Annotated in this window: 18 protein-coding genes, 1 pseudogene and 1 riboswitch; of the genes and pseudogenes, 7 read left to right on the forward strand and 12 right to left on the reverse strand. The window is 65.8% G+C overall.

Annotation, left to right across the window (positions count from 1 at the left end; all coding sequences use genetic code 11):
* Positions 1-67 precede the first annotated feature (67 nt).
* The 4 genes from JEY66_RS22505 to JEY66_RS22520 form a co-directional block, all read right to left on the reverse strand.
* The gene (locus JEY66_RS22505; RefSeq protein WP_026192810.1) at positions 68-496 is read right to left on the reverse strand and encodes a hypothetical protein; all 429 of its coding nucleotides are present in this window, start codon (positions 494-496) and stop codon (positions 68-70) included.
* 256 nt (positions 497-752) lie between these two features.
* The gene (lexA, locus tag JEY66_RS22510) at positions 753-1457 is read right to left on the reverse strand and encodes a transcriptional repressor LexA (RefSeq protein ID WP_016841600.1); all 705 of its coding nucleotides are present in this window, start codon (positions 1455-1457) and stop codon (positions 753-755) included.
* 243 nt (positions 1458-1700) lie between these two features.
* Complete coding sequence (locus JEY66_RS22515; protein WP_026192809.1) at positions 1701-2912, reverse strand: molybdopterin molybdotransferase MoeA; 1212 nt, start codon at positions 2910-2912, stop codon at positions 1701-1703.
* Between the two features lie 2 nt (positions 2913-2914).
* Positions 2915-3565, reverse strand: a complete 651-nt coding sequence (locus JEY66_RS22520; protein WP_018271831.1) for an HAD family hydrolase — start codon at positions 3563-3565, stop codon at positions 2915-2917.
* Positions 3566-3946: 381 nt separating this feature from the next.
* Between JEY66_RS22520 and JEY66_RS22525 the strand changes: the two genes are divergently transcribed.
* Entirely contained in the window at positions 3947-4888 is a 942-nt protein-coding gene (locus JEY66_RS22525; protein WP_018271587.1) for an IS110 family transposase, read from the forward strand.
* A gap of 228 nt (positions 4889-5116) precedes the next feature.
* On the opposite strand, the gene JEY66_RS22530 is transcribed toward JEY66_RS22525, so the two are convergent.
* From JEY66_RS22530 to JEY66_RS22545, 4 genes are all read right to left on the reverse strand, one after another.
* Positions 5117-5272 (reverse strand): hypothetical protein, encoded by a 156-nt coding sequence (locus JEY66_RS22530; RefSeq protein ID WP_016843803.1) that lies wholly within the window; start codon positions 5270-5272, stop codon positions 5117-5119.
* Positions 5273-5380: 108 nt separating this feature from the next.
* Positions 5381-6652, reverse strand: a complete 1272-nt coding sequence (locus tag JEY66_RS22535) for a serine hydroxymethyltransferase (protein WP_016843804.1) — start codon at positions 6650-6652, stop codon at positions 5381-5383.
* A 35-nt stretch (positions 6653-6687) separates the two neighbouring features.
* Positions 6688-6773: riboswitch (ZMP/ZTP riboswitch) on the reverse strand.
* A gap of 86 nt (positions 6774-6859) precedes the next feature.
* Positions 6860-7522 (reverse strand): response regulator transcription factor, encoded by a 663-nt coding sequence (locus tag JEY66_RS22540; RefSeq protein WP_016843805.1) that lies wholly within the window; start codon positions 7520-7522, stop codon positions 6860-6862.
* Positions 7519-8940 carry a sensor histidine kinase gene (locus tag JEY66_RS22545; protein ID WP_016843806.1) on the reverse strand — a complete coding sequence of 474 codons (1422 nt, stop codon included), beginning with the start codon at positions 8938-8940 and terminating at the stop codon, positions 7519-7521. The genes JEY66_RS22540 and JEY66_RS22545 overlap by 4 nt, the downstream gene beginning before the upstream one ends.
* 227 nt (positions 8941-9167) lie before the next feature.
* On the opposite strand from JEY66_RS22545, the gene JEY66_RS22550 reads away from it, so the two are divergent.
* The 4 genes from JEY66_RS22550 to JEY66_RS22565 all read left to right on the forward strand — a co-directional run bounded on the left by JEY66_RS22550 (position 9168) and on the right by JEY66_RS22565 (position 12997).
* The gene (locus JEY66_RS22550; RefSeq protein WP_026192808.1) at positions 9168-10103 is read left to right on the forward strand and encodes a DUF3280 domain-containing protein; all 936 of its coding nucleotides are present in this window, start codon (positions 9168-9170) and stop codon (positions 10101-10103) included.
* Between the two features lie 137 nt (positions 10104-10240).
* Positions 10241-11152, forward strand: coding sequence for an amino acid ABC transporter substrate-binding protein (locus JEY66_RS22555; protein WP_026192807.1), 912 nt, complete (start codon positions 10241-10243; stop codon positions 11150-11152).
* Between the two features lie 260 nt (positions 11153-11412).
* Positions 11413-12429 (forward strand): ABC transporter substrate-binding protein, encoded by a 1017-nt coding sequence (locus tag JEY66_RS22560; RefSeq protein WP_240537230.1) that lies wholly within the window; start codon positions 11413-11415, stop codon positions 12427-12429.
* 418 nt (positions 12430-12847) lie between these two features.
* Entirely contained in the window at positions 12848-12997 is a 150-nt protein-coding gene (locus JEY66_RS22565; RefSeq protein WP_018271828.1) for a hypothetical protein, read from the forward strand.
* Between the two features lie 37 nt (positions 12998-13034).
* Here JEY66_RS22565 and JEY66_RS22570 read toward each other — a convergent pair.
* Positions 13035-13220 (reverse strand): annotated as a pseudogene (locus tag JEY66_RS22570) (hypothetical protein); the annotation flags it as partial.
* A gap of 475 nt (positions 13221-13695) precedes the next feature.
* Here JEY66_RS22570 and JEY66_RS22575 point away from each other — a divergent pair.
* Together JEY66_RS22575 and JEY66_RS22580 are read left to right on the forward strand one after the other, a co-directional pair.
* Positions 13696-14889 (forward strand): NADH:flavin oxidoreductase/NADH oxidase, encoded by a 1194-nt coding sequence (locus JEY66_RS22575; RefSeq protein ID WP_050999533.1) that lies wholly within the window; start codon positions 13696-13698, stop codon positions 14887-14889.
* A 153-nt stretch (positions 14890-15042) separates the two neighbouring features.
* The gene (locus tag JEY66_RS22580) at positions 15043-16401 is read left to right on the forward strand and encodes a S41 family peptidase (protein WP_018271826.1); all 1359 of its coding nucleotides are present in this window, start codon (positions 15043-15045) and stop codon (positions 16399-16401) included.
* A 306-nt stretch (positions 16402-16707) separates the two neighbouring features.
* On the opposite strand, the gene JEY66_RS22585 is transcribed toward JEY66_RS22580, so the two are convergent.
* From JEY66_RS22585 to trpC, 3 genes are all read right to left on the reverse strand, one after another.
* Entirely contained in the window at positions 16708-19440 is a 2733-nt protein-coding gene (locus JEY66_RS22585; protein WP_018271825.1) for a bifunctional diguanylate cyclase/phosphodiesterase, read from the reverse strand.
* A 159-nt stretch (positions 19441-19599) separates the two neighbouring features.
* On the reverse strand, positions 19600-20127 hold the full coding sequence (gene moaC, locus JEY66_RS22590) for a cyclic pyranopterin monophosphate synthase MoaC (protein ID WP_016841390.1): 528 nt from the start codon (positions 20125-20127) through the stop codon (positions 19600-19602).
* A 4-nt stretch (positions 20128-20131) separates the two neighbouring features.
* On the reverse strand, positions 20132-20953 hold the full coding sequence (gene trpC / locus JEY66_RS22595) for an indole-3-glycerol phosphate synthase TrpC (RefSeq protein ID WP_018271824.1): 822 nt from the start codon (positions 20951-20953) through the stop codon (positions 20132-20134).

Below are 20953 nucleotides of genomic sequence, written 5' to 3' on the forward strand. Positions count from 1 at the left end.
TCCGGGGGCGCCCGAAATTGCTTAGGTCATCCGCCGCCGAACAGCCCATTCCGCGGCGACGATGCGCTCAACCCAAAAACAGCGTTGCAAATGCGGAGGGCCGCCGCTCCACCACCTTCGGCTTCTGCTCGACCGGCGGATGCAGCGCCGGCAATTGCAGCACGCTGACGCGCTGTCCCTCGACCAGCTGGGTCACCAGCACATGGCTGCCGTCGGGGAATTCCACCGCGTCATGATGCCGATCGGGCACGTCGGGCTCGACTTCGTTGAACACGCCGACGCGATAGTTCAGCGTCTTGGTCCAGATCCAGCGGCTGTCGTAGCGAACGTTCTCGGCGAAAGCGAGCTCGGTGCCCGGCAGCATGCAGACCGCGACAGTGGGATCGTTTTCCGAAGCAAAACCGCGGGTCGACGTGCCGCGGAACGTCGTCGTGATCAGCGTCTCTCCGACAATGGCGGGGCGCGATGCCACGGCGTGCAGACTATAGTCACACATCGGATGGCTCCTCATTTCGAGGTAGCGACCCGTGCCTCTCTTGAGGCATTGGGGCCTCTACCAGAGTGGACGATAGCGAACGAGCTTCCGCTCGTTTCTGGGCGATTGTACGACTGGTCCGAGACCGACCCCGATCACAAACACGCGACGCTGCGCGAGAGGTATCGGAGCGCATCGGGCAGGCCGTACGCTACGCTATCATGCAAGGAACGATCCGACGTGTTGCTCGTTCCCGGCCGCCGCAAGTATTTGCAATTCAGTATTTGCGATACAGGCCGATCAGCTTGCCCTGGATGCGGACCCGGTTCGGCGGCAGGATGCGCACTTCATAGGCGGTGTTGGCCGGCTCGAGCGCGATCGATGCGCCGCGGCGGCGGAAGCGCTTCAGGGTGGCTTCCTCCTCGTCGATCAGCGCCACCACGATGTCGCCGGTATTGGCGACGTCGTTGCGCTGGATCAGCGCCATGTCGCCGTCGAGGATGCCGGCATCGACCATCGAGTCGCCGCGCACCTCGAGCGCATAGTGCTCGCCGGCGCCGAGCATGTCGGGCGGCACGCTGATGGTGTGGCTGCGGGTCTGCAGCGCCTCGATCGGCGTACCGGCGGCGATCCGGCCCATCACGGGGACCGCGACCGGACGGTTGCCGTCGTCCTCGGCGATCGGCGGCGTGCTGGCGCGCCGGCCGAGGGTGCCTTCGATGACGCTGGGCGTGAAGCCGCGTCGGCCGTTGCCGCCGCCGGCCGAGAGTTCGGGCAGCTTGATGACCTCAATGGCGCGGGCGCGGTTCGGCAGGCGGCGGATGAAGCCGCGCTCCTCCAGCGCAGTGATCAGGCGGTGGATACCGGACTTCGAGCGCAGGTCGAGCGCATCCTTCATCTCGTCGAAGGAGGGCGGTACGCCGGCCTCTTTCAGACGTTCATTGATGAAACGCAGAAGTTCGTACTGTTTGCGCGTGAGCATCTCGAGTATTCCCCCGGTTGATAGCGGCGTTCGATTCCGAGACTCTTCTGGTGGGGCCTGCAGGCGGGGCCTGACCTCAGGAGCATGTGCTCGTTGCACTTGCTTCCACGCGGCTTCCCGATTGTAGACACCAGTACTCGAAACAAATCATGAACGGACACTATATGTTCGATATGTGTTCCGCAACCACTTAATTTCCGGTGAACGGATCAGGCAACGCACGATCGGCGGGGCGTGAAAACCCTATTCGGGCAGCGTCAGGATCTCGCATTCGCTGCCTTTGACGGCCGCCGCCGCAAACGGCGGACGCACGAGAAGTGCCCGTGCCGCAGCGAGATTCGCGAGCAGCGACGAATCCTGCTGCGTCACCGGCGTTGCGATCAGCTTGCCGTCCTCGCGCGCTTCGAGACGCGCCCGCAGATAGTCCTCGCGCTGGTCGTTGGCGGCGAGGTCGCGGCCGAGCAGGGCGCTCGCGCGGCGATGATGAATCACTTTCCGGCCGCTCAGCGCCCGAATCAACGGCACCAGGAACAGGAAGGCGCAGACATAGGACGACACCGGATTGCCGGGCAGGCCGATCACCCGCATCGCGCCGAGCCGGCCATGCATCATCGGCTTGCCGGGCCGCATCGCGATCCGCCAGAACGCCATCTCGACGCCCTCGGCCTCCAGCGACCGCTTGACGAGATCGTGGTCGCCGACCGAGGCGCCGCCTGTCGTAATCAGGACATCGGCGCCGGCCTCGCGTGCCCGGCGGATGCCGGCCGTGGTCGCCTCCACCGTGTCGGCGGCAACGCCGAGGTCGACGGTCTCGGCGCCTTCGGCGCGCGCCAGCGCCCGCAGCGCGTAGCCGTTGGAATAGACGATCTGGCCGGGACGGGGCCGCGAGCCCGGCATCACCAGTTCGTCGCCGGTCGCCAGCACCGCGACCTTCGGGCGGCGGCGCACCGCAAGTTCCGGATAGTTCATGGCGGCCGCCAGCGACAGCGCGCGGTCGGACAGGTGGCTGCCGCCGGCGAGCAGCACCTCGCCCGCACGGAAATCGACCCCGGCCTGGCGGATGTGCCGCCCGACGCTGGCGGCCTCCGTGATCGTGATGTGGTCGCCGTCGACGGCGGTGTCTTCCTGGATGATCACCGCGTCGGCGCCATTGGGGATCACGCCGCCGGTGAAGATCCGCACCGCCTCGCCGGCGCCGACCGTCCGCCCGAACGGCCGGCCGGCGGCGACTTCGCCGATCACCTTGAGCCGGGCCTTTAGATCAGCCGCATCGGCGGCGCGCACCGCATAGCCGTCCATCGCCGACATCGGCTGCGGCGGCTGGGTGCGCAGCGCCGCGAGGTCGTGCGCCAGCGTGCGGTGGTAGGCGGCATCGAGCGCGACCATCTCCTCTGGCAGCGGTTCGGCGCCGGCGAGGACGGCGGACAGGGCATCGGCAACCGGCATCAGGGCCACGCTCAGAGCTCCTCAATTCCTAATGTCCAAATACCAAGTGCGGTCAAAGCCCTTGCCACGTCATCCGTCGATGTCACGTGGATAGCATGAAGGCCGCGCGCCCGTGCACCTTCGATATTGGCGGCCAGGTCGTCGAAGAACAGGATCCGCGACGCCGGGACGCCGATGGCTTTTACCACATGATCATAGGCCTCGGCGTCGGGTTTGCGGAAGCCGATGCTCGAGGACAGGAAGACGTTGCGGAAATGGCTGAGCAGCTCGGCATGGGTGACCGAGAAGTGCGCGACATGGGCCGGATTGGTGTTGGAGAAGGCGTAGAGCGGCATCCGCTCGGCGGCCGCCGCGAGCAGCGGGGCGATGCCCGGCATCTCGCCGGTGAAGATCGCATTCCAGCCCTCGAGGAACTGGGCGTCCGTGATGTCGATGCCGAGAGTCCGGCGCAGGCTTTCGAAGAACGCCGCGTCGTCGATCCGGCCGATCTCGTGATGCTTGAAACTGTCGTCGACGACAAATCGCGTGGCGAGCTCGGCGGGCGCACAGCCGGCGTGCTGCGCCCAGTGCGCCATCACCTTGTCAAAGTCGATGTCGAGCACGACGCGGCCGATATCGAACAGCAGCACGTCGACGGAGTTGGGAGAGAGTCGCGAGGTCATTGCGTGAAACCGTGTACGAGAATTGCGGGCAGGCGGCAATGTCCTCGATTTCAGTGACGGGTGTGTGGATTGTACGTGGCGTTGCATTCATCGCGAGACTGTTCCCGCGCACACCACCGTCGTCCCGGCGAAGGCCGGGACCCATCACCACCGGATTTGATCAGGAACGGGATCGTGGCCCCGGCGTCGCGCAACAATTGAGATTTGGGGTAATGGGTCCCTGTGTCTTGGAAGTGTGTCAGGATGAGGGTGGGCGGGAAGCCGTTGGGTCCTTGGCGCTTGACGCCGTGAGCCGGCTCGGTCTCCCGCCCGTTCCATCTATCAACCTGAACAGTTGCACGAGGCTGCACCAACAGACCTCGCATCACAGGGACAGGCACCGTGATCATAGCTCTTCGTTACGTCGGAATCGACATCTCCAAGAAACACCTCGATATCTTTGATGAGGCTGACGGCGTGCCGAGGCGCATTGCCAACGCGACACAGGCCATCACACAGCAGGTGGCGCGTTGGCAATGCGATGCGCTGGTGGTCTTCGAGGCGACGGGTATCTATGACCTCGCGCTTCGCGAGGCGCTGCGTCAGGCCGGGATCCAGTTCGCACGGATCAACCCGGCCCGTGCCCGCGACTTTGCACGGGCCAGCGGCCTACTCGCCAAGACCGATCCGATCGATGCGCGGATGCTGGCGGCCTTTGCGCGGGCCATGCAGCCCGCCCCCGAGCAGGTCGCCGATCCTGCACGGGGCGCCTTGGCGAGGCTTGCAAAACGGCGGGATCAGCTGGTCCTCATGCGCGCCCAGGAGAAGAACCGGCGCAGCGAGGCCGACGATCGCGCCATGGCCGAACGCATCGGCCGCCTCATCGAGGTCCTCGACAGCGAGATCGCCGAGATCGAGGCCGACATCAGCGCATTGATTAAAGCCGAAGCGCAGATCGCGGACGATGCGAAGTTAATGCGTTCGCTGCCCGGCGTGGGTCCCGTGGCCTGCATGCAGCTCATCGCGCAGATGCCGGAACTCGGGCGGGTCGGACCGAAACAACTCGCAGCGCTCGCTGGCCTTGCTCCCTTCAACGTCGACAGCGGCACCTTCCGCGGCAAGCGCAAGATTGCGGGCGGCCGAAAGCGCGTTCGTGACGCCCTTTATATGGCGGCCCTCAACGCAGTTCGCAGAGCTGATCCGTTCAAGGCCTTCTATGCACGACTGCGACAGGCCGGAAAACCAGCCAAACTCGCCCTCATCGCCGTCGCCAGGAAGCTGCTCACGGTCCTCAATGCCATGATGCGAGACCGAAAGCCGTACCTGCAGACCAAACCAACATAACAGTTGCCGGCCTTCGCCGGGACGACGGCGGGTGTTGTCGCTTGTGCGTCAAACATTCGCATTCTCGCGACATGATATGTCCGAGCCTTGCTCTTTTCACCCTATATTTTTGCTGCGGTGCTTGGCTTGCCGCGTCGGGCAACTCAGTGGCACGCGCGCGCGCGTTTTCGGCACACCAAGCGGCTTGTTGACGCCTCCCGGCGGCTTGGTGCCCGCCGGGCGTAGCTCTCACAGCCTGGACAGTGCCAGGCCGAGGTAACCGATCAGCGCACCGGTGCTGAGAATGATGACGACGAGCGCCTGCTCCGAGCGTGCTTGCAAGGTTTTCCGGGTCACGGTGTTCGACGCTCCGTCTTCGAGATCATGCGGTCCAACGAACAGCATCAATTTCCGTTCCGGTCGTTCCCGGGGAACCTTCATGACGTGCCCATGCAGACTGCACACCCGGACGAGCGACGCGACGAACGCGGAACAGGAACGCGGCTTGGCCGCCTATGAGGGCGGTGCGATCCCCGGAACGGGGAAAGCGCGGCACATCTCGACGCTGTTCGACCTCAGTCGCTTGACGACCGCTGCATCTCCCTTCGACCGGAGGGATCCCGCAATGAGCTCGGCGATGAGGCGCATTTCGGGCTCGCCCATGCCGCGCGTGGTCGCCGCCGGCGTCCCGAGGCGAATGCCGCTCGGCTTGAGCGGCGGACGCGGATCGTCGGGAATGATCTGCTTGTTTGCGGTGATCCCGACGGCGTCGAGGATGTTCTCGGCCGCGCCGCCGTCCAGGCCGACGCTGGCCACCGTATCCACGACCATCATGTGATTGTCGGTTCCGCCGGTGATCAAGGTCATGCCGCGTTCCATCAACGCTTCGGCCAGGACCTTCGCGTTACGGATGACCAGCCCTGCATAGGCCTGAAAATCGGATGTCGATGCCTTCTTCAGCGTGACCGCGGTTCCGGCCACAACGTTCATGTGCGGACCTCCCTGCAATCCCGGGAACACCGACGCGTCGATCTTGCCGGCGAACTCCCGGCGACAAAGAACGATGCCGCCGCGCGGTCCGCGAAGCGTCTTGTGCGATGTCGTCGTCATCACGTCGAAGCCCGCATCGAGCGGATTGCGCAAGGCGTTGCCGGCGATCAGGCCGCCGTAATGGCTGACGTCGGCCATGGTCAGTGCACCCACCTCATCGGCGATACTCTTGAAGGACGCATAATCCAGATCGCGCGGATAGGAGCTGTAGCCGCACAGCACCAGCTTCGGACGGACGTGCCGGGCCATGGCGCGGAGCCCATCGAAATCGATGGCGCCGCCGTTTGACGGCTGCGTCTTGTAGCGGGCGAAGTTGAAGAGCCGCCCCATGTGCGACACGGGCGCGCCATGGGTGAGATGGCCGCCGTGTGACAGGTCCATCGCCAATATCGTATCGCCGGGCTGCAGCAGGCCGAGATACACGGCCTGGTTCATTGGCGACCCGGACAGAGGCTGAACGTTGGCATGTTCGGCGCGGAACAGCGCGCAAGCTCGCTGTCGGGCAAGGTTCTCTATCTGGTCGGTAAATTCCTGGCCGCCGTAATAGCGGCGCCCCGGATAGCCCTCGGAATACTTGTTGGTGAACACCGACCCGAGCAGCTCGAGAACCTCGGGATAGGTGTAATTTTCCGACGGAATCAGCTCGACGCCGTCTTGCTGGCGGCGCTCTTCGCCCTCGAGCGCAAGGGCAACTTCCGAATCGTTGAGGTGGAGTTCATTGCGGAATGACGGCATGGTCCGGGCTCCCTAAGACGCTGGATCATCAGCTGAACGGGTGCCCAGGCGAACGGCGCTAGAACCCTTCGCGCTTCACCGTGGTCAATTCCACGTAAGCTCGCCAGTCGCGCGAGGGGCGAATGAGCCTGCGGAGCTCATCGCGAGCAGAAGGTTATCCAATCCCCGGCGCGCTCGCAAGAGTTGGTCGCTGCCGCCGCCGCGGGCTCAGCGTTCGCCGAGATCGAGCTGCGTCAGGATGCCTTGCCGCAGCGCGAGGCGGACCAACTCGATATCGGTGCCGACGCCGAGCTTGTCCTTGATCAGGGAATGCAGGTTCGCGACCGTCTTGGGGCTGAGGTGCAGCGCCTCGGCGATCTCCTCGGTGGTGTTCTCCGCGAGCAGCATCCGCAGCACCTCGAATTCCCGCGCGGTCAGGAGGTCGGCAGCCTTCCTCTCGCCGGCAAGGTGGCTGAGCGCGAGCTCGTGGTCGATATCCGGGCTGATCGCGATCTTGCCCGACAGCGCATCCATCACGGCGTGCACCAGCGTCTCCGGCGGGCTGGTCTTGGTGACATAGCCGCTCGCGCCGGCGCGGATCGCCTGCACGGCAAAGGCCGCGTTCTGGTGCATGGTGAACACCAGGATTTTTGCGCGCCTGTCCCACTGCCGGAGGCGGCGGATGGCCTCGATGCCGCCGATGCCGGGCATCGACAGGTCCATGATGACGAGGTCGGGCCCGGTCTCCTTGTAGAGGCGGTAGGCCTCGACGCCGTCGGAGGCTTCGGCGACGACGCAGAGGTCCGGCTGCTTCTGCAGCATCGCCCGGTAGCCCTCCCGAACGACGGCGTGGTCGTCAACCAGCATGATGGTTCGCGCCGCATGGCTCATGCCGCGCGCTCCACCGGTGCGGCCTCTCGGCTGGCCGCGACGGGAACGATGACGCGGAGCGATGAGCCGCTGGGCTGTCCGGTCTCGAAGCTGAGCCGCCCGCCCAGCGCGGCGACCCGTTCGCGCATGCCGAGCAGGCCGAGGCCGGACTTGAGCTGGGGATCGCCTTGTAGATCGCCGGGCTGGCCGTCATCGTCGATCGCGAGCACGATCGCGCTGTCCCCGCCGCCGGGCGCCGCCTCGCGCATCTCAAGCCGCAGCATCACGCGCGTGGCGCCGGCATGCTTGGCGGCGTTGGTGAGCGCCTCCTGCACGATGCGGTAGAGGTTGGCGCCGACGGAGGCGGCAAGGCGCTCGAACGATCCCGATATGGTGATCTCGAACCGCGGCTGTCCCCGGCTGCGGCCGTTCCAGCTAGCGACCAGGCCTTCGAGGCTGGCCGCAAGTCCGAGTTCGTCGACATCGGGCGGGCGGAGCCGGAAGAGGGCGCCGCGCAGCGTCTCCATCATGCCGGTCGCGGTCCGCGCGATGCCGTCGCATTCGGCGAGCAAAGGCGGGCAATCCGCGGCCGCGGTCTGGCGCGCCGAGGCGGCGAGCGCACGGATGGCGGCCAGCGACTGCCCGAATTCGTCATGCAGCTCGCGCGCGAGGTGCCGGCGTTCCTCGTCCTGCACCAGGATCAGTTTCTGCGTCAGCGCGTTGCGGTCGGAGAGCGCGGCAGCGAGGCGCTCGGCGAGCTGGTTGAAGACGTCGCCGATCGCCGACAGTTCGGCGAGATCGAACGGCGGCAGGCGCGCGGCGAGGTCGCCTGCGGCGATCCGTTCGAGCCCGTCGCGGATCTGCCGCGTCGGACGCAGCGCGCGCGCCAGCGCCGCATAGACCAGGGCGCAGAGCAGCGGCAGCGCGATCATGAACACCGCCATCAGCCGGCCGGCATCGTGCCAGGCCTCGGCGGTCGGCACCGCCGGATCGATCCAGGCCACAGCCTCGCCGACGGCGTTGCCGCGCGAAACCACCTGCCGTACAGTCTCGCGGCCGGGATCGAACAGGCGGCGATAGAGCGCCGCGAAGGCCAGCGGCGGCGCGGCCTGATCGGCTTGCGCGCCGCCGCAGAAGCGTTGGCTGATCTCGCCGCTATTGCTGCGAAAGGCGATGCACAGTCCCGGCGTCATGACCGTAGCGGCAACGCTGTCGAGATCGGGAAAGTCGGAACGCGCATTGTTCAACCATTGGATCTTGCTCTGCTGCAGCTCCAGCGTCTTGGCGGCGACATCGGCAACGGCCGCGATCCGCCCGCGCACCGAGCGGTCGGCCTCGACCAGGAAATAGCCGGAGATGACGGCAAAGCAGAGCGTCGAGACGATCGCCACGCGCAACGTCAGCCGCAGTTTCAGATCGCTTCCGGACCAAATCCACATTGGCGTATCCTCAGAGATCGCAGACGAGCCTCAGTGCGCGGTCGCGGGCAGGGCCGTCGCGCACATTAAACGGCAGAACGGAGGCGCCGAGAAGCGCCGCTGTCGGCGCGGACCATCGTCGTGAAATTTTCCCGGCACCGGGCGGGAGGCACTCCGCTGCGGCGCGGAGGCCAGTTGGCCCAGGATGCGACCGACCCGCCCGCGCCAGCAGCTGAAAGGCCCCAATCATGCGTCAGTCCCGTCTCGTTCTGCTCTCTGTTGCCTTGATCGGCCTGCTGGCCGGATCTTGTCCGCTGCGCGCCGAAGCCGGCAGGGCGACGGCATCCCCGCTTGGCGTCAGCATCCACGATTTCGGCTATGTTGATACGTCAGGCGAGGTGATCGACCAGACCGCCGCGCATCAGAGGCGGCTCGATGCGTTCATGCGCGCGCTGCGCGCCGACGTCGCCGCGGAGCCGCGCTATCGCCTGGTGTCATCGGCGGCGCCCGCAGGCGAGGCCCGGATCAAGGTGGTCGGCGGCGTGCAGAAGATGAGTACGCTGGTGCAGTGGGCCAAGGTGGCGGTCATCGATGTCGAAGCGAACCAGGTGCTCTACGAGAAGCTCTACACGTTTCGCGGCGACACTGATGAGGCATGGGACCATGCGCGGATGTTCGTGTCGCGCGAGGTGCGCGGCGTCCTCGCGGCCGTGCTGCCGCCGGGGCAGACCGCCGCTGCGGCGCCGATCGGGCTTGCGGTGTTCGCATTCGAGCTCGAGGACACGTCCGCGGCGCCGTCGTCCGGCCTTGCCGACGCCGATGCAGCCTACCTCGCCGATGTCACCAAGGGCGTGCGTGACCGGCTTGCGCAGTCGGGCCGCTACCGCCTGGTCGATACCGGCGGCGCGACCGCGGAGCCCGTCAAGGCGCGTGCGCTGCGTGACTGCGACGGCTGCGAAGCCGCGATTGCGCAACAGCTCGGCGCCGATCAATCGCTGATCGGCGTGATCAGGCGGGTCAGCCGGACCGAATACACGATCGGCTTCCAGCTGCGCGACGCCCGCAGCGGCGCGGTCGTCTCGCGCGGCGACAGCGGCCTGCGGATGGGAGCCGATTATTCCTGGACCCGTGGCGCGGTCCGCCTAGTCGGCGACCGCCTGCTCGAGGGGGCGGCGCAGCGCTAGTGATGCGCCGCAGCCACGGCCGCAACTTTGGCAGGCGGACCATAGCAAAGTGCGATAGCTGCTAGACACAGCGTCATCTGGCTCCGGGCTCATGCGTGCGCTATCACCGCCGTCTGATCACCGCACAGGAGCCGCCGATGCGTTTGCCCGCCATCCTCTTCGCTCTCACGCTCGCCGCAAGCCCCGCGACGGCCGAAGAGCTGTCGGGCACGCTGCAGAAGATCAAGGAGGCGAAGAAGGTCACGCTCGGCTTTCAGGAGGCTTCCGTTCCCTTCAGCTATCTCGACGACAATCAGCGGCCGATCGGCTTTGCGCTCGACATCTGCCTGAAGATCGTTGATGCCGTGAAGAAGGAGCTCGGCGTATCTGACATCGCCGTCGACTACCTCCCGGTGACCTCGTCGAACCGCATTCCGCTGATGGTCAACGGCACGATCGATCTGCATTGCTCGGCGACCACCAACAGCGCGGACCGCCAGAAGCAGGTGACCTTCACCAACACGCACTTCCTCAGCGCGACACGCTTTGCCGCCAAGAAATCCGCTGGGATCAACACGATCGACGATCTCAAGGGCAAGTCGGTCACCGCCGTTGCGGGCTCGGTGAACCTCACGCAGCTCATCAAGGTCAACACCGAACGCAAGCTCGGCATCAACGTTCTCCCGGCCAAGGACCAGGCCGAGGCGTTCCTGATGCTGGAGACCGATCGCGCCGAGGCCTACGCGCTCGACGACGTCCAGCTTGCCGTTGCGATCGCGCGGTCGAAGCAGCCTTCGTTCTACATGATCAGCGAGGAGGCGTTCTCGAAGGCAGAGCCGTTCGGCATCATGCTGCGCAGGGAGGACACCCCGTTCAAGGCGCTCGCCGACCGCGCCACGGCGGAACTCTACAAGAGCCCCGAGATCGAGGTCATGTACAGGAAATGGCTGGAAGCGCCGACCCCGCCGAAAGGTATCAATTACAACGTGCCGATGTCGCCGGCGCTGCGCCACGCTTTCGCCAATCCGAGCTCGAGCTTCGATCCCGATGTATACGAGGTTGCGAAGTAGCAGAAAGTAGCCCGCATGAGCAAAGCGACATGCGGGTAAGGTCCAGCTTGAATCGATGGCGGGACCCCGGATGTCGCGCTCGCTGATCCGAGCTACAATTGGCCGACAGGGTGGCGGAAAACAGATCGCCGCGTCCAGCCATCAATCCATGGAACGGCTTTTCGCGCGCATGGCGAAAAACGAAATAGCGTCTCATATACATCGGGCGGTTTTCTCTTAAGCTCGCAGCAGTTGTGACTGTTGTTCAGGAGCTCAAGCCGGTGACTACGCCATTTTCGCTTTCGCGACGTTCTGCGCTCGGCGTGCTTGCCGGAAGTCTGATCACCGGCGGTGCGCGCGCGGAAACCGGAGCGGGGGGCGGCACCGATCTCGGCGGCGTTACATTGCGCGTTGCCTACTACAAGGGCGGCTGGCGCCAGCTGTTGCAGGCCGCGGGCGAGGACAAGACGCCGTACAGGATCGAGTGGAAGGAGCTCAACAACGGTGTGCTCCACATCGAGGCCTTGAACGGGGACGCGCTCGACATCGGTTCGGGCAGCGAGATTCCGGCGATGTTCGCGGCGCGCCAGAATGCCAAGGTGCGCTTCGTCGCCGTCACCCATGAGGATCTCAACATCCAGGTCACGGTGGCGGCGAAAGACGCGCCGATCCATTCGATCGCCGATCTCAAGGGAAAGCGCGTCGGCTATGTGCGCGCGACCACGGCGCATTATTTCCTCGCCAAGCAACTCGAGGAAGCCGGCCTTGCGTTTGGCGATATCGAGGCCATCAATCTGACGCCGTCCGACGGCTATTCGGCCTTCGCCTCCGGCAAGCTCGATGCCTGGGCGATCTACGGTTATAACGGGCAGCTCGCGATCGCCAAGCAGGGCGCGCGGCTGCTCAAGACCGGCGCCGGCTATCTCTCGGGGAATTTCCCGATCTACGCCAATCCGAAGGCCGTCGACGATCCGCTGCGTCACGCGGCCGTGAGCGATCTGCTGCTGCGGATCCAGCGCGCTTATGCGTTCGCCAACAAGAATTTTCCGGTGTATGCGGCCGCGCAGGTGGCGGAGACGCATCTGCCGTTGCAGGACATCCTCGACCAGTTCGCCCGTCGCAGCGACGACTTCGCGCTCGCCGGGGTGACGCCTGACGTGCCGGAGACGCACCAGAAGGTCGCCGACACCTTCCTCAAGCTCGGCGTGCTCGACGCGCGCGCGGAGGTTGGAAAATTCTGGGACACCAGCTTCAACGAGGCGATCGCGGCGGGCGCAGCGAGGCTCGCGAAGCTCTGACCGCGATCTGGCCTGTATAGGCTACGTACGTCATTTGCGGGCGCGCCGGCGCGATTGTGGTCCTGGGAGACCAACAGCAGTCCGCGGGCACCTCCTATGATTTACGGCCCCAGCGTGACGGCTGGGGCCGCAGGAGGTGGTGTGTGCCTCTGGGGCAATGAATCAGAGGACAGTTTCTGAACCGCACGCTGATGACAATGTTCCAACCGGCTGCGGCCGGCGGCGCCATGCTGCCATGCAGACTGAGAAGCTTGCAGACCGCGCCGGGACCGTACCATCATGACGTCATCAGGCCCGAATCGAATGCGGGCCCGGTGGACGCCCCAGCATTCGGCCTTCGGCCCGAGAGGGTGCCGGGGTCACATTTCCGCTTGCAGCTGATCTTTTTCGTTATGCCGATTATTCTGCGGAGCCGACATTGAACCACGACGCATTGGCCAAGCTCACCGTCACCATCATAGTCCTGGTCGCGTTGCTGGTATGGCGCGTTGCCGACCAGAAGAAGTCGATTGAATGCGGAGCAAATTGCCCGACCGACCTCTCCGCGAGCCGCAAGGCCGCTCAATAGGATCGGTTACCGCCGCCTGATCAGCATGGCGCGCTGCCTAGCGCTTTGCGGGTGGGCCGCTCTTGTTGCCGGGCTGTCCCTTGATGTTCGACGGATCCTGTTCCTGGACGTGCAGGTTCTGCGAGTTCGAACCGACCGTGCCTTGCTTGGCGGGCGGCCCGCTCTTGTTGCCCGGCGCGCCGGCGATGCCGGTTCCGGAACTCTGGGCGCTTGGAGACGTCGTGGCATCTGGGGAACCGGCGGCCGTATCGGGGCGTCCCGGAGGCGTTGCGGCCGCGCCGGGCCTGTCCTGATCGCCGACGTAACCGGATTCACCGGAGTTGCGGGTCTTGGCGCCCTTGTCGGCCTCGTTTTGCAGGTTCTGGGCAACCGCGTGTTGCGCCAGGATCGGGCCGGTTGCCATGGCACCGGCGATGAGCAGTGCGATTGTGCGGGTCCTCATGAGTGTCCCTCCTCTGGGTTGCGGGGACAACACGCATCGCGATCATCATTTCCTATGCGCGTGAAAAATCGCCGCAAGGGAACAGGCATGGCGAACCTGCCGCGGCCCGCTACGGCACCGCCGTGGCGCGATCCGTTCGAGCGGCCAATTGCGGCCGCCGGCGCGCCTCTATCGGGCGTCGCGCGCTGCGTATATCGTCCGCGCCAAACACAAGATCGGTCCCGCACGCCGGGTAACGACGCATAATGAGGAAGCGATGTCCGACAAGCTGCTGTTTTCGCCAATGACCATCCGCGGCGTCACGCTGAAGAACCGCATCGTGGTGCCGCCGATGCACCAGTATTCCGCCGAGAAGGGCTTTCCGACCGACTGGCACCTGATGAATGCCGGCAAGTTCGCCGCCGGCGGCGCCGGTCTCGTGATCGTCGAATCGACCAAGGTCGAGCGGCGCGGCTGCGGCACGATCGGCGATCTCGGCATCTGGGACGACAAGTTCATCGCGCCGCTCAGCCGCCTCGTCGGCTTCATCAAGCAGCAGAGCGCGGTCGCCGGCATCCAGCTCGGCCATTCCGGCCGCAAGGCGCGTGCGAGCCGGCCTTGGGAGGGCGACCGTCCGCTCGAACGCACCGCCGAGATCGAGGATTGGGATGCCTGGACGCCGGTGGCGCCGAGCGCGATCGCCCATAGCGAGCGCTGGCCGGTGCCGCGCGCGCTGGACACGCATGAGGTGAAGGACCTCGTCGAGGCCTGGGGGCAGGCGGCACGGCGCGCCCATCAGGCAGGGTTCGAGGTGCTGGAACTGCACGGCGCCCATGGCTATCTCGTGCACGAATTCCTCTCCGGGCGCTCCAACCAGCGCAACGATGAATATGGCGGCTCGGAAGCCAACCGGATGCGCTTCCTGATCGAGGTCACCGAGGCGGTGCGGGTGCACTGGCCGGATCACAAGCCGCTGTTCGTGCGGCTGTCGGTCGAGGACAATGCCGGCTGGGGCTCGGAGCAGAGCGCGCGGCTCGCCAGGATCCTGAAAGCCGAGGGCGTCGACGTGATCGACTGCTCATCGGGCGGAATCAGCGAGATGGCGCCGATCCTGGGCAAGGAGATCAAATACAACTATCAGGTGCCGCTCGCGGAATATGTCCGCGCCCATGCCGATATCATGACCATGGCGGTCGGCCTGATCATCCACGGGGACCAGGCCGAGCAAATCCTGCGTGATAAACAAGCAGATTTGATCGCGGTCGGCCGGGAAATCCTCAATAACCCGAACTGGCCGATGGACGCCGCGCTCAAGCTCGGCGTCGAGGGGCCGTTCCGCAATGTTCCTCCGCAGTTCGGCTATTGGCTGGGCACGCGGGCCAAGCGCGGATTCGGCACCCAGCCGTCGACCTGGCAGAACGGGTTGCGGGAGACTGGGCCAAAGGCCGACGAAAGGCTGACAGGGGGCTGACAAGAGGCCGATCCGGGCACCGTGACAGGACCGTAATGGTCCGGTGACAGCGCGGCCTTGATCCGACCAAAAAGCCGTTGTGTGGTGCCCCGCGTCGGGGTGGGGCCGAATGTTGCGAAACGTTGCCGGCCGTTAGCGAAGGGATCACGGATAATGCGCAAACATGTTGGCTTCTTGCTCGGGACGGTCGCGGGCGCGTGTCTCACCCTGCTGGTGGCCTCGCCGCAGGGCGCGCATCTGTTCGCCGTCGCCAACGCCGCCGCGCATTCCGACAGCAGCAACACCTATTCGCAGCTCAATCTGTTCGGCGAGGTGTTCGAGAAGGTCAAGACCGACTACGTCGAGAAGCCCGAGGACTCCAAGCTCGTCGAGGGCGCGATCAACGGCATGATCTCCTCGCTCGATCCGCACTCCCGCTACATGAACGAGAAGGGCTGGGCGGAGATGCAGGAGACCACGCATGGCGAGTTCGGCGGGCTCGGCATCGAGGTCACGATGGAGGACGGCTTCGTCAAGGTGGTGGCGCCGATCGACGACACGCCGGCCTCGCGCGCCGGCATCATGTCGGGCGACGTGATCACCTCGATCGACGACGACCAGATCCAGGGCATGACGCTCGATCAGGCCGTCAACAAGATGAAGGGCGCGCCCAACAGCTCGATCCGGTTGAAGATCGTCCGCAAGGACGCCGACAAGCCGATCGAGGTCTCGATTACGCGCGAGATCATCCGCGTCCGTCCGGTGAAGTATCACGTCGAGGGCGGCGACATCGGCTATATCAGGATCACCTCGTTCAACGAGCAGACCACCGAAGGTCTGCGCAAGGCGATCGGCGATGTCCAGAAGCAGGTCCCGCAGGACAAGCTCGCCGGCTACGTCGTCGACCTCCGCAACAATCCCGGCGGCCTGCTCGACCAGGCGGTCTCGGTGACCGCGACCCTGATGCAGCGCGGCGAGGTGGTCTCGACCCGCGGCCGCAATCCCGAGGAAACCCAGCGCTTCACCGCGCATGGCGGCGACATGACCAAGGGCAAGCCGCTCGTCGTCTTGATCAACGGCGGCTCGGCCTCGGCCTCCGAGATCGTCGCCGGCGCGCTGCACGACCATAAGCGCGCGACGCTGATCGGCACCCGCTCGTTCGGCAAGGGCTCGGTGCAGACCATCATTCCGCTCGGCACCGGCAATGGCGCGCTGGCGCTGACCACGGCGCGCTATTTCACGCCGTCGGGCCATTCGATCCAGGCACTCGGCATCAAGCCCGACATCGAGGTGCTGCAGGACGTGCCCGACGAGTTCAAGACCCGCTCGGAGATCAAGGGCGAGGCCTCGATGCGCGGCCATCTTTCCGCCGAGGGCGCCGAGCAGACCGGCTCGCAATCCTACGTCCCGCCGGACGAGAAGAACGACAAGGCGCTGGCCGCGGCGTTCAACCAGCTGCGCGGCGTCACCGTCAACGCCGACGCCAAGAACGCCGACACCAAGGCCGCGCAGAAGCGGCCGGTACCGAACTAGGACCTGACACATGTAGCCCGGATGGAGCCAACGGGTCGCGCGAACGCGCGCCCGATGACAGGCTCCGCGAAATCCGGGAGCGCTTTGCGCGTTGCAAGGTCCCCGGATTGCGCTGCGCTCCATCCGGGCTACGCGGCTACCGTCGCCGGGGCGCGCTGCCAAAATATCGAAAACAACCCCATGCAAAGGAGCCGGTGGTGGCTGGCGCTCGACCGGGCAATTTGACATGTCGGGCAATTTCAGGGTATTCTTCCAATATTCCGAAATCGTGCAGACGCCCCTCGGGTTCTCGACTTCCGAGCAGCCTTATGCCGCGCCGGCGACGGGTTTGCGCCGGCGCATGGTGCTCGCGCCCGCAGCGGGGCCGCGGCGGTGCCCGGCCAGCAGCTCGCGGATCTGGGCGGCGGGCTTTGGCGGGCTGAACAGATAGCCCTGCATTTCCGAGCAGCCGAGCTCGCGCAGCAATTGCTGCTGCTGCGCGGTCTCGACGCCTTCCGCCGTCGTCGTCATGCTGCGCTCGGCGGCGATGTTGACGACGGCCTCGACGATGCCGGCCGAGCCTTGCGGATCGGCGATGTCGGTGACGAAGCAGCGGTCGATCTTGATCTTGTCGAACGGGAATCGCTTCAGGTAGCTCAGCGACGAATAGCCGGTGCCGAAATCGTCGAGCGCGATCCTGATGCCGATGGCGCGCAGCTGGTGCAGCGCGGCCAGCGCCGTCTCGTCGTCGCGGATCAGCACCGCCTCGGTGATCTCGAGCTCGAGCCGGCTCGCTGACAGCCCCGACGATGCAAGCGCCGCGATCACCTTGAGCGCCAGCGTGCCGCTGCGGAACTGCACCGGCGAGACGTTGACGGCCAGCCTGACCTGGTCGGGCCAGTTCACGGCTTCCTTGCAGGCCGTCATCAGCACCCATTCGCCGAGCTGGTTGATCAGGCCGGTCTCTTCCGCAATCGGCACGAATTCGGCCGGCGAGATCATGCCGCGCTGTGGATGACGCCAGCGCACCAGCGCCTCGCAGCCCGTGATCTCGTTGCTGCGCAGGTCGACGCAGGGCTGGTAATGCACTTCGAGCCCGCTGCCGGCGGCGATCGTCTGCCGCAGCTCCATCTCGAGCTCGCGGCGGGCGCGGGCGTCGGCATCCATCGCCGGCTCGAACAAGCGGAAGACGCGCCGGCCGGCCGACTTCGCCGCATACATCGCAAGATCGGCGTTCTTCATGATCTGGTCGAGATCGGTGCCGTCCTTCGGCGCCAGCGCGATGCCGATGCTGGCGTCGGTCGTGACCTGGTGGCCGAGGCATTGATAGGGCGCGCGGATCACCTCGTAGATGCGCGCGACGAGGTCGGTGACCTCGGCCTCGCTCTTCACCCCGGTCTGCACGATCGCGAACTCGTCGCCGCCGAGGCGGGCGACGAAATCGCCTTCGCCGATCACGCCGCTCAGCGTCCGCGCCACGGACTTGAGAAGCTCGTCGCCGACCATGTGGCCGAGCGAGTCGTTGACGCCCTTGAATTCGTCGATGTCGATATAGAGCACCGCAAGCTGGCTGTCGGGCGCGACATGCGGCAGCTCGCGCCTGATCTCCTCGTGGAACAGCGCGCGGTTCGGCAGGTCGGTGAGCGCATCGTAGTGGGCAAGATGCGTGATGCGCTCCTCGGCGCGGCGGCGCTCGGTGACGTCCTCGTGGGTCGCAAGCCAGCCGCCGTCGGCCAGCGGCTCGTTGACGACCTGGATCGAGCGCCCGTCGGGCGTCGTGATCACCATGGTGTTGCGGATGCCGACGTCGCGCAGCACGAGATTGACGTAGCGCTCGACGTCGCCCTGGAACGAGCCGGTCCGGTGACGATGCACGATGACGTCGCGGAAGCTGCAGCCGGGCTTGATGATGTCGGCCGACAACCCGTACATCTCGATATAGCGCCTGTTGCAGATCACCAGGCGCTGCGCGGCATCGAACAGCAACAGCCCCTGCGTCATGTTGTTGACGGCAGTGTCGAGCCGCAGCTTCTCCAGCGTCAGGCGCTGCTGCTGGGCGCGATGTTGCTGCACCAGCTTGCGCACCACCAGCGTCAGCAGGATCGCGATCGCCAGCACCGAGATGCTGGTCACCGCGATCAGGATGCCGATCTGCTCGCGCCAGTTGGCGAGCGCCGCCTCCGTGGTGCTCGTCGCGACGACGACGATCGGGAATTTGGTCAGCGCCCGCGACGACACCAGGCGGTCCTTGCCGTCGACCGGGCTGGCGAGCCGCGTCGTGCTTTGCGGCAGCTCGAACACCTGCTGCTGATTGACCGGACCGTTGCGGAAATTCCTCCCGATCAGCTCCTCGACATGGGGATAGCGCGCCAGCAGCGTGCCGTCGCGGTGATGCATCGAGATCGCGGCGCCGTCGCCGAGCGCCACGGTGGAGAAGAACTTCTCGAAGGCCGCCGGCTCGATGCCGCGGCCGACCACGCCGAGGAATTCGCCGTGCGGACCGGTCACCTTGCGGACGATAACGGTGGTCCAGTTTCCGGTGATGCGGCTGACCACCGGCGCGACCTGCATGTCGGGCGAATAGGGGCTCGACTTGAAGATCTGGAAGTAGGGGCGGTCGGCAATGCTGGCCTGCGGCAGCGGCCAGGCGCCCGAGCTGTTGATCAGAACGCCGTCGGCGTCGAACACGTTGAGGCTGCCGACATTGGACAGCGCGTCCATCTTGGATTTGAGCATCGCATGGATGTCGGCGGCCGACATCCGGCGCCTGTAATTCTCCGGCGTCGCGATTGCATTGTCGCGCATGAACGCGATCAGGTCGCGCTGGACGACTTCGAGATCGTCGAGCTGCTGGTCGAAATGCCGCGCCAGCAGCAGCACGGTGTTCTCGAGCTCACGCTCGCTGTTGTGCAGGGCGCGATCGCGGAAATTCTCCGCCATCAGCGTGGCGCCGATCGCGATCGCGGCCATCAGCACGGCGCCGCCGAGGATCAGCCAGCGGATCGGACCGCTGCCGATCACCGAGGTGATGTTGAACGAGGCGCTGCCGTTTGGATTCATGTGCCGCAATCGCTTCCAGGTGCTTCACCCGGAAGTAGGTTTCGTGCACCCCCGGCCCGCGAAAGTCGTATCCAATCGAAATGGAGCGCGGGTTAGCGAGATTGGTTAACGAAATCTTGCGGGATTCGCGGCAGGCCGTCGCTTGCGCATCGGTCGCAATCACGCGCCGGCGCGGTAGTGCCCGGACTTGCCACCGATCTTCTCGACGAGGTGGATGCCCTCGATGCGGATGCCGCGATCGACCGCCTTGACCATGTCGTAGATCGTCAGGCATGCGACCGAGACCGCGGTCAGCGCCTCCATTTCGACGCCGGTCGGCCCCGTCACTTTGACGCTGGCGCGGACGATGCAGCCGGGCAGCTTGCGGTCGGGTGTGATGTCGATCGTGACCTTGGTCAGCGCCAGTGGATGGCAGAGCGGGATCAATTCCGAGGTCCGCTTCGCCGCCATGATGCCGGCGATCCGCGCCGTCGCCAGCACGTCGCCCTTCTTGGCCTGGCCGGTTTCGATCAGCGCCAGCGTTGCCTTGCTCATCAGGACGCGGCCTTCGGCAACGGCGGTCCGTTCGGTGGCGGGCTTGGCCGAGACGTCGACCATGCGCGCGTCGCCCTTGGCGTCGATGTGGGTGAGGGCGGTGCCCGAGCCGGACGGCTCGGCTTTGGTCTTGCCCTTGCTGTTCCGCGCCATTGCGTCAGCGCGTTGCGGTGGCGCGCGGGGCGGCCTGCCGCGTCAGCAAGGCGCGGGTCGCCGCGGTGACGTCCTGCTGCCGCATCAGACTTTCACCGACCAGGAAGGTCGACATCCCGACCCGTTCGAGCCGGGCGAGATCGTCAGGCGTGAAGATGCCGCTCTCGCCGACCATCAGGCGGTCGCGTGGGATCAGCGGCGCCAGCGCCTCGCTGGTCGCCAGCGTGGTCTCGAAGGTGCGCAGATTGCGGTTGTTGACGCCGATCATCGGCGAGCGAAGTTTCAAGGCACGGTCAAGCTCGGCGCGATCATGGATCTCGACCAGCACGTCCATGCCGTAGCCGAGCGCGGCGTCCTCGATCTCCCGGGCCGCCGCGTCGTCGAGCGCGGCCATGATGATCAGGATGCAGTCGGCGCCATGGGCGCGCGCTTCCGCCACCTGGTAGGTGTCGAACATGAAATCTTTGCGCAGCACCGGCAGGCTGGTCGCCGCGCGGGCCGCGACCATGAAGTCGAGATGGCCCTGGAACGAGGGCGCATCGGTCAGCACCGACAGGCAGGCCGCGCCGCCGGCCTCATAGGCTTTGGCGAGCACGGGCGGATCGAAATCGGCCCGGATCAAGCCTTTCGAAGGCGAGGCCTTCTTCACTTCCGCGATCAGCGCGTAGTCGCCGCGCGCATGCTTGTCCTTGAGGGCGCGGACGAAGCCGCGCGGGGCCGAGGCTGATCTGGCCTGCGCCTCGACCTCGGCGAGCGGATGGGCGCGCTTCGCGGCGGCGATCTCCTCGCGCTTGTAGGCCTCGATCTTGGTCAGGATGTCGGACAT

The sequence above is a fragment of the Bradyrhizobium elkanii USDA 76 genome (genome assembly GCF_023278185.1).
Taxonomy (GTDB): Bacteria; Pseudomonadota; Alphaproteobacteria; order Rhizobiales; family Xanthobacteraceae; genus Bradyrhizobium; species Bradyrhizobium elkanii.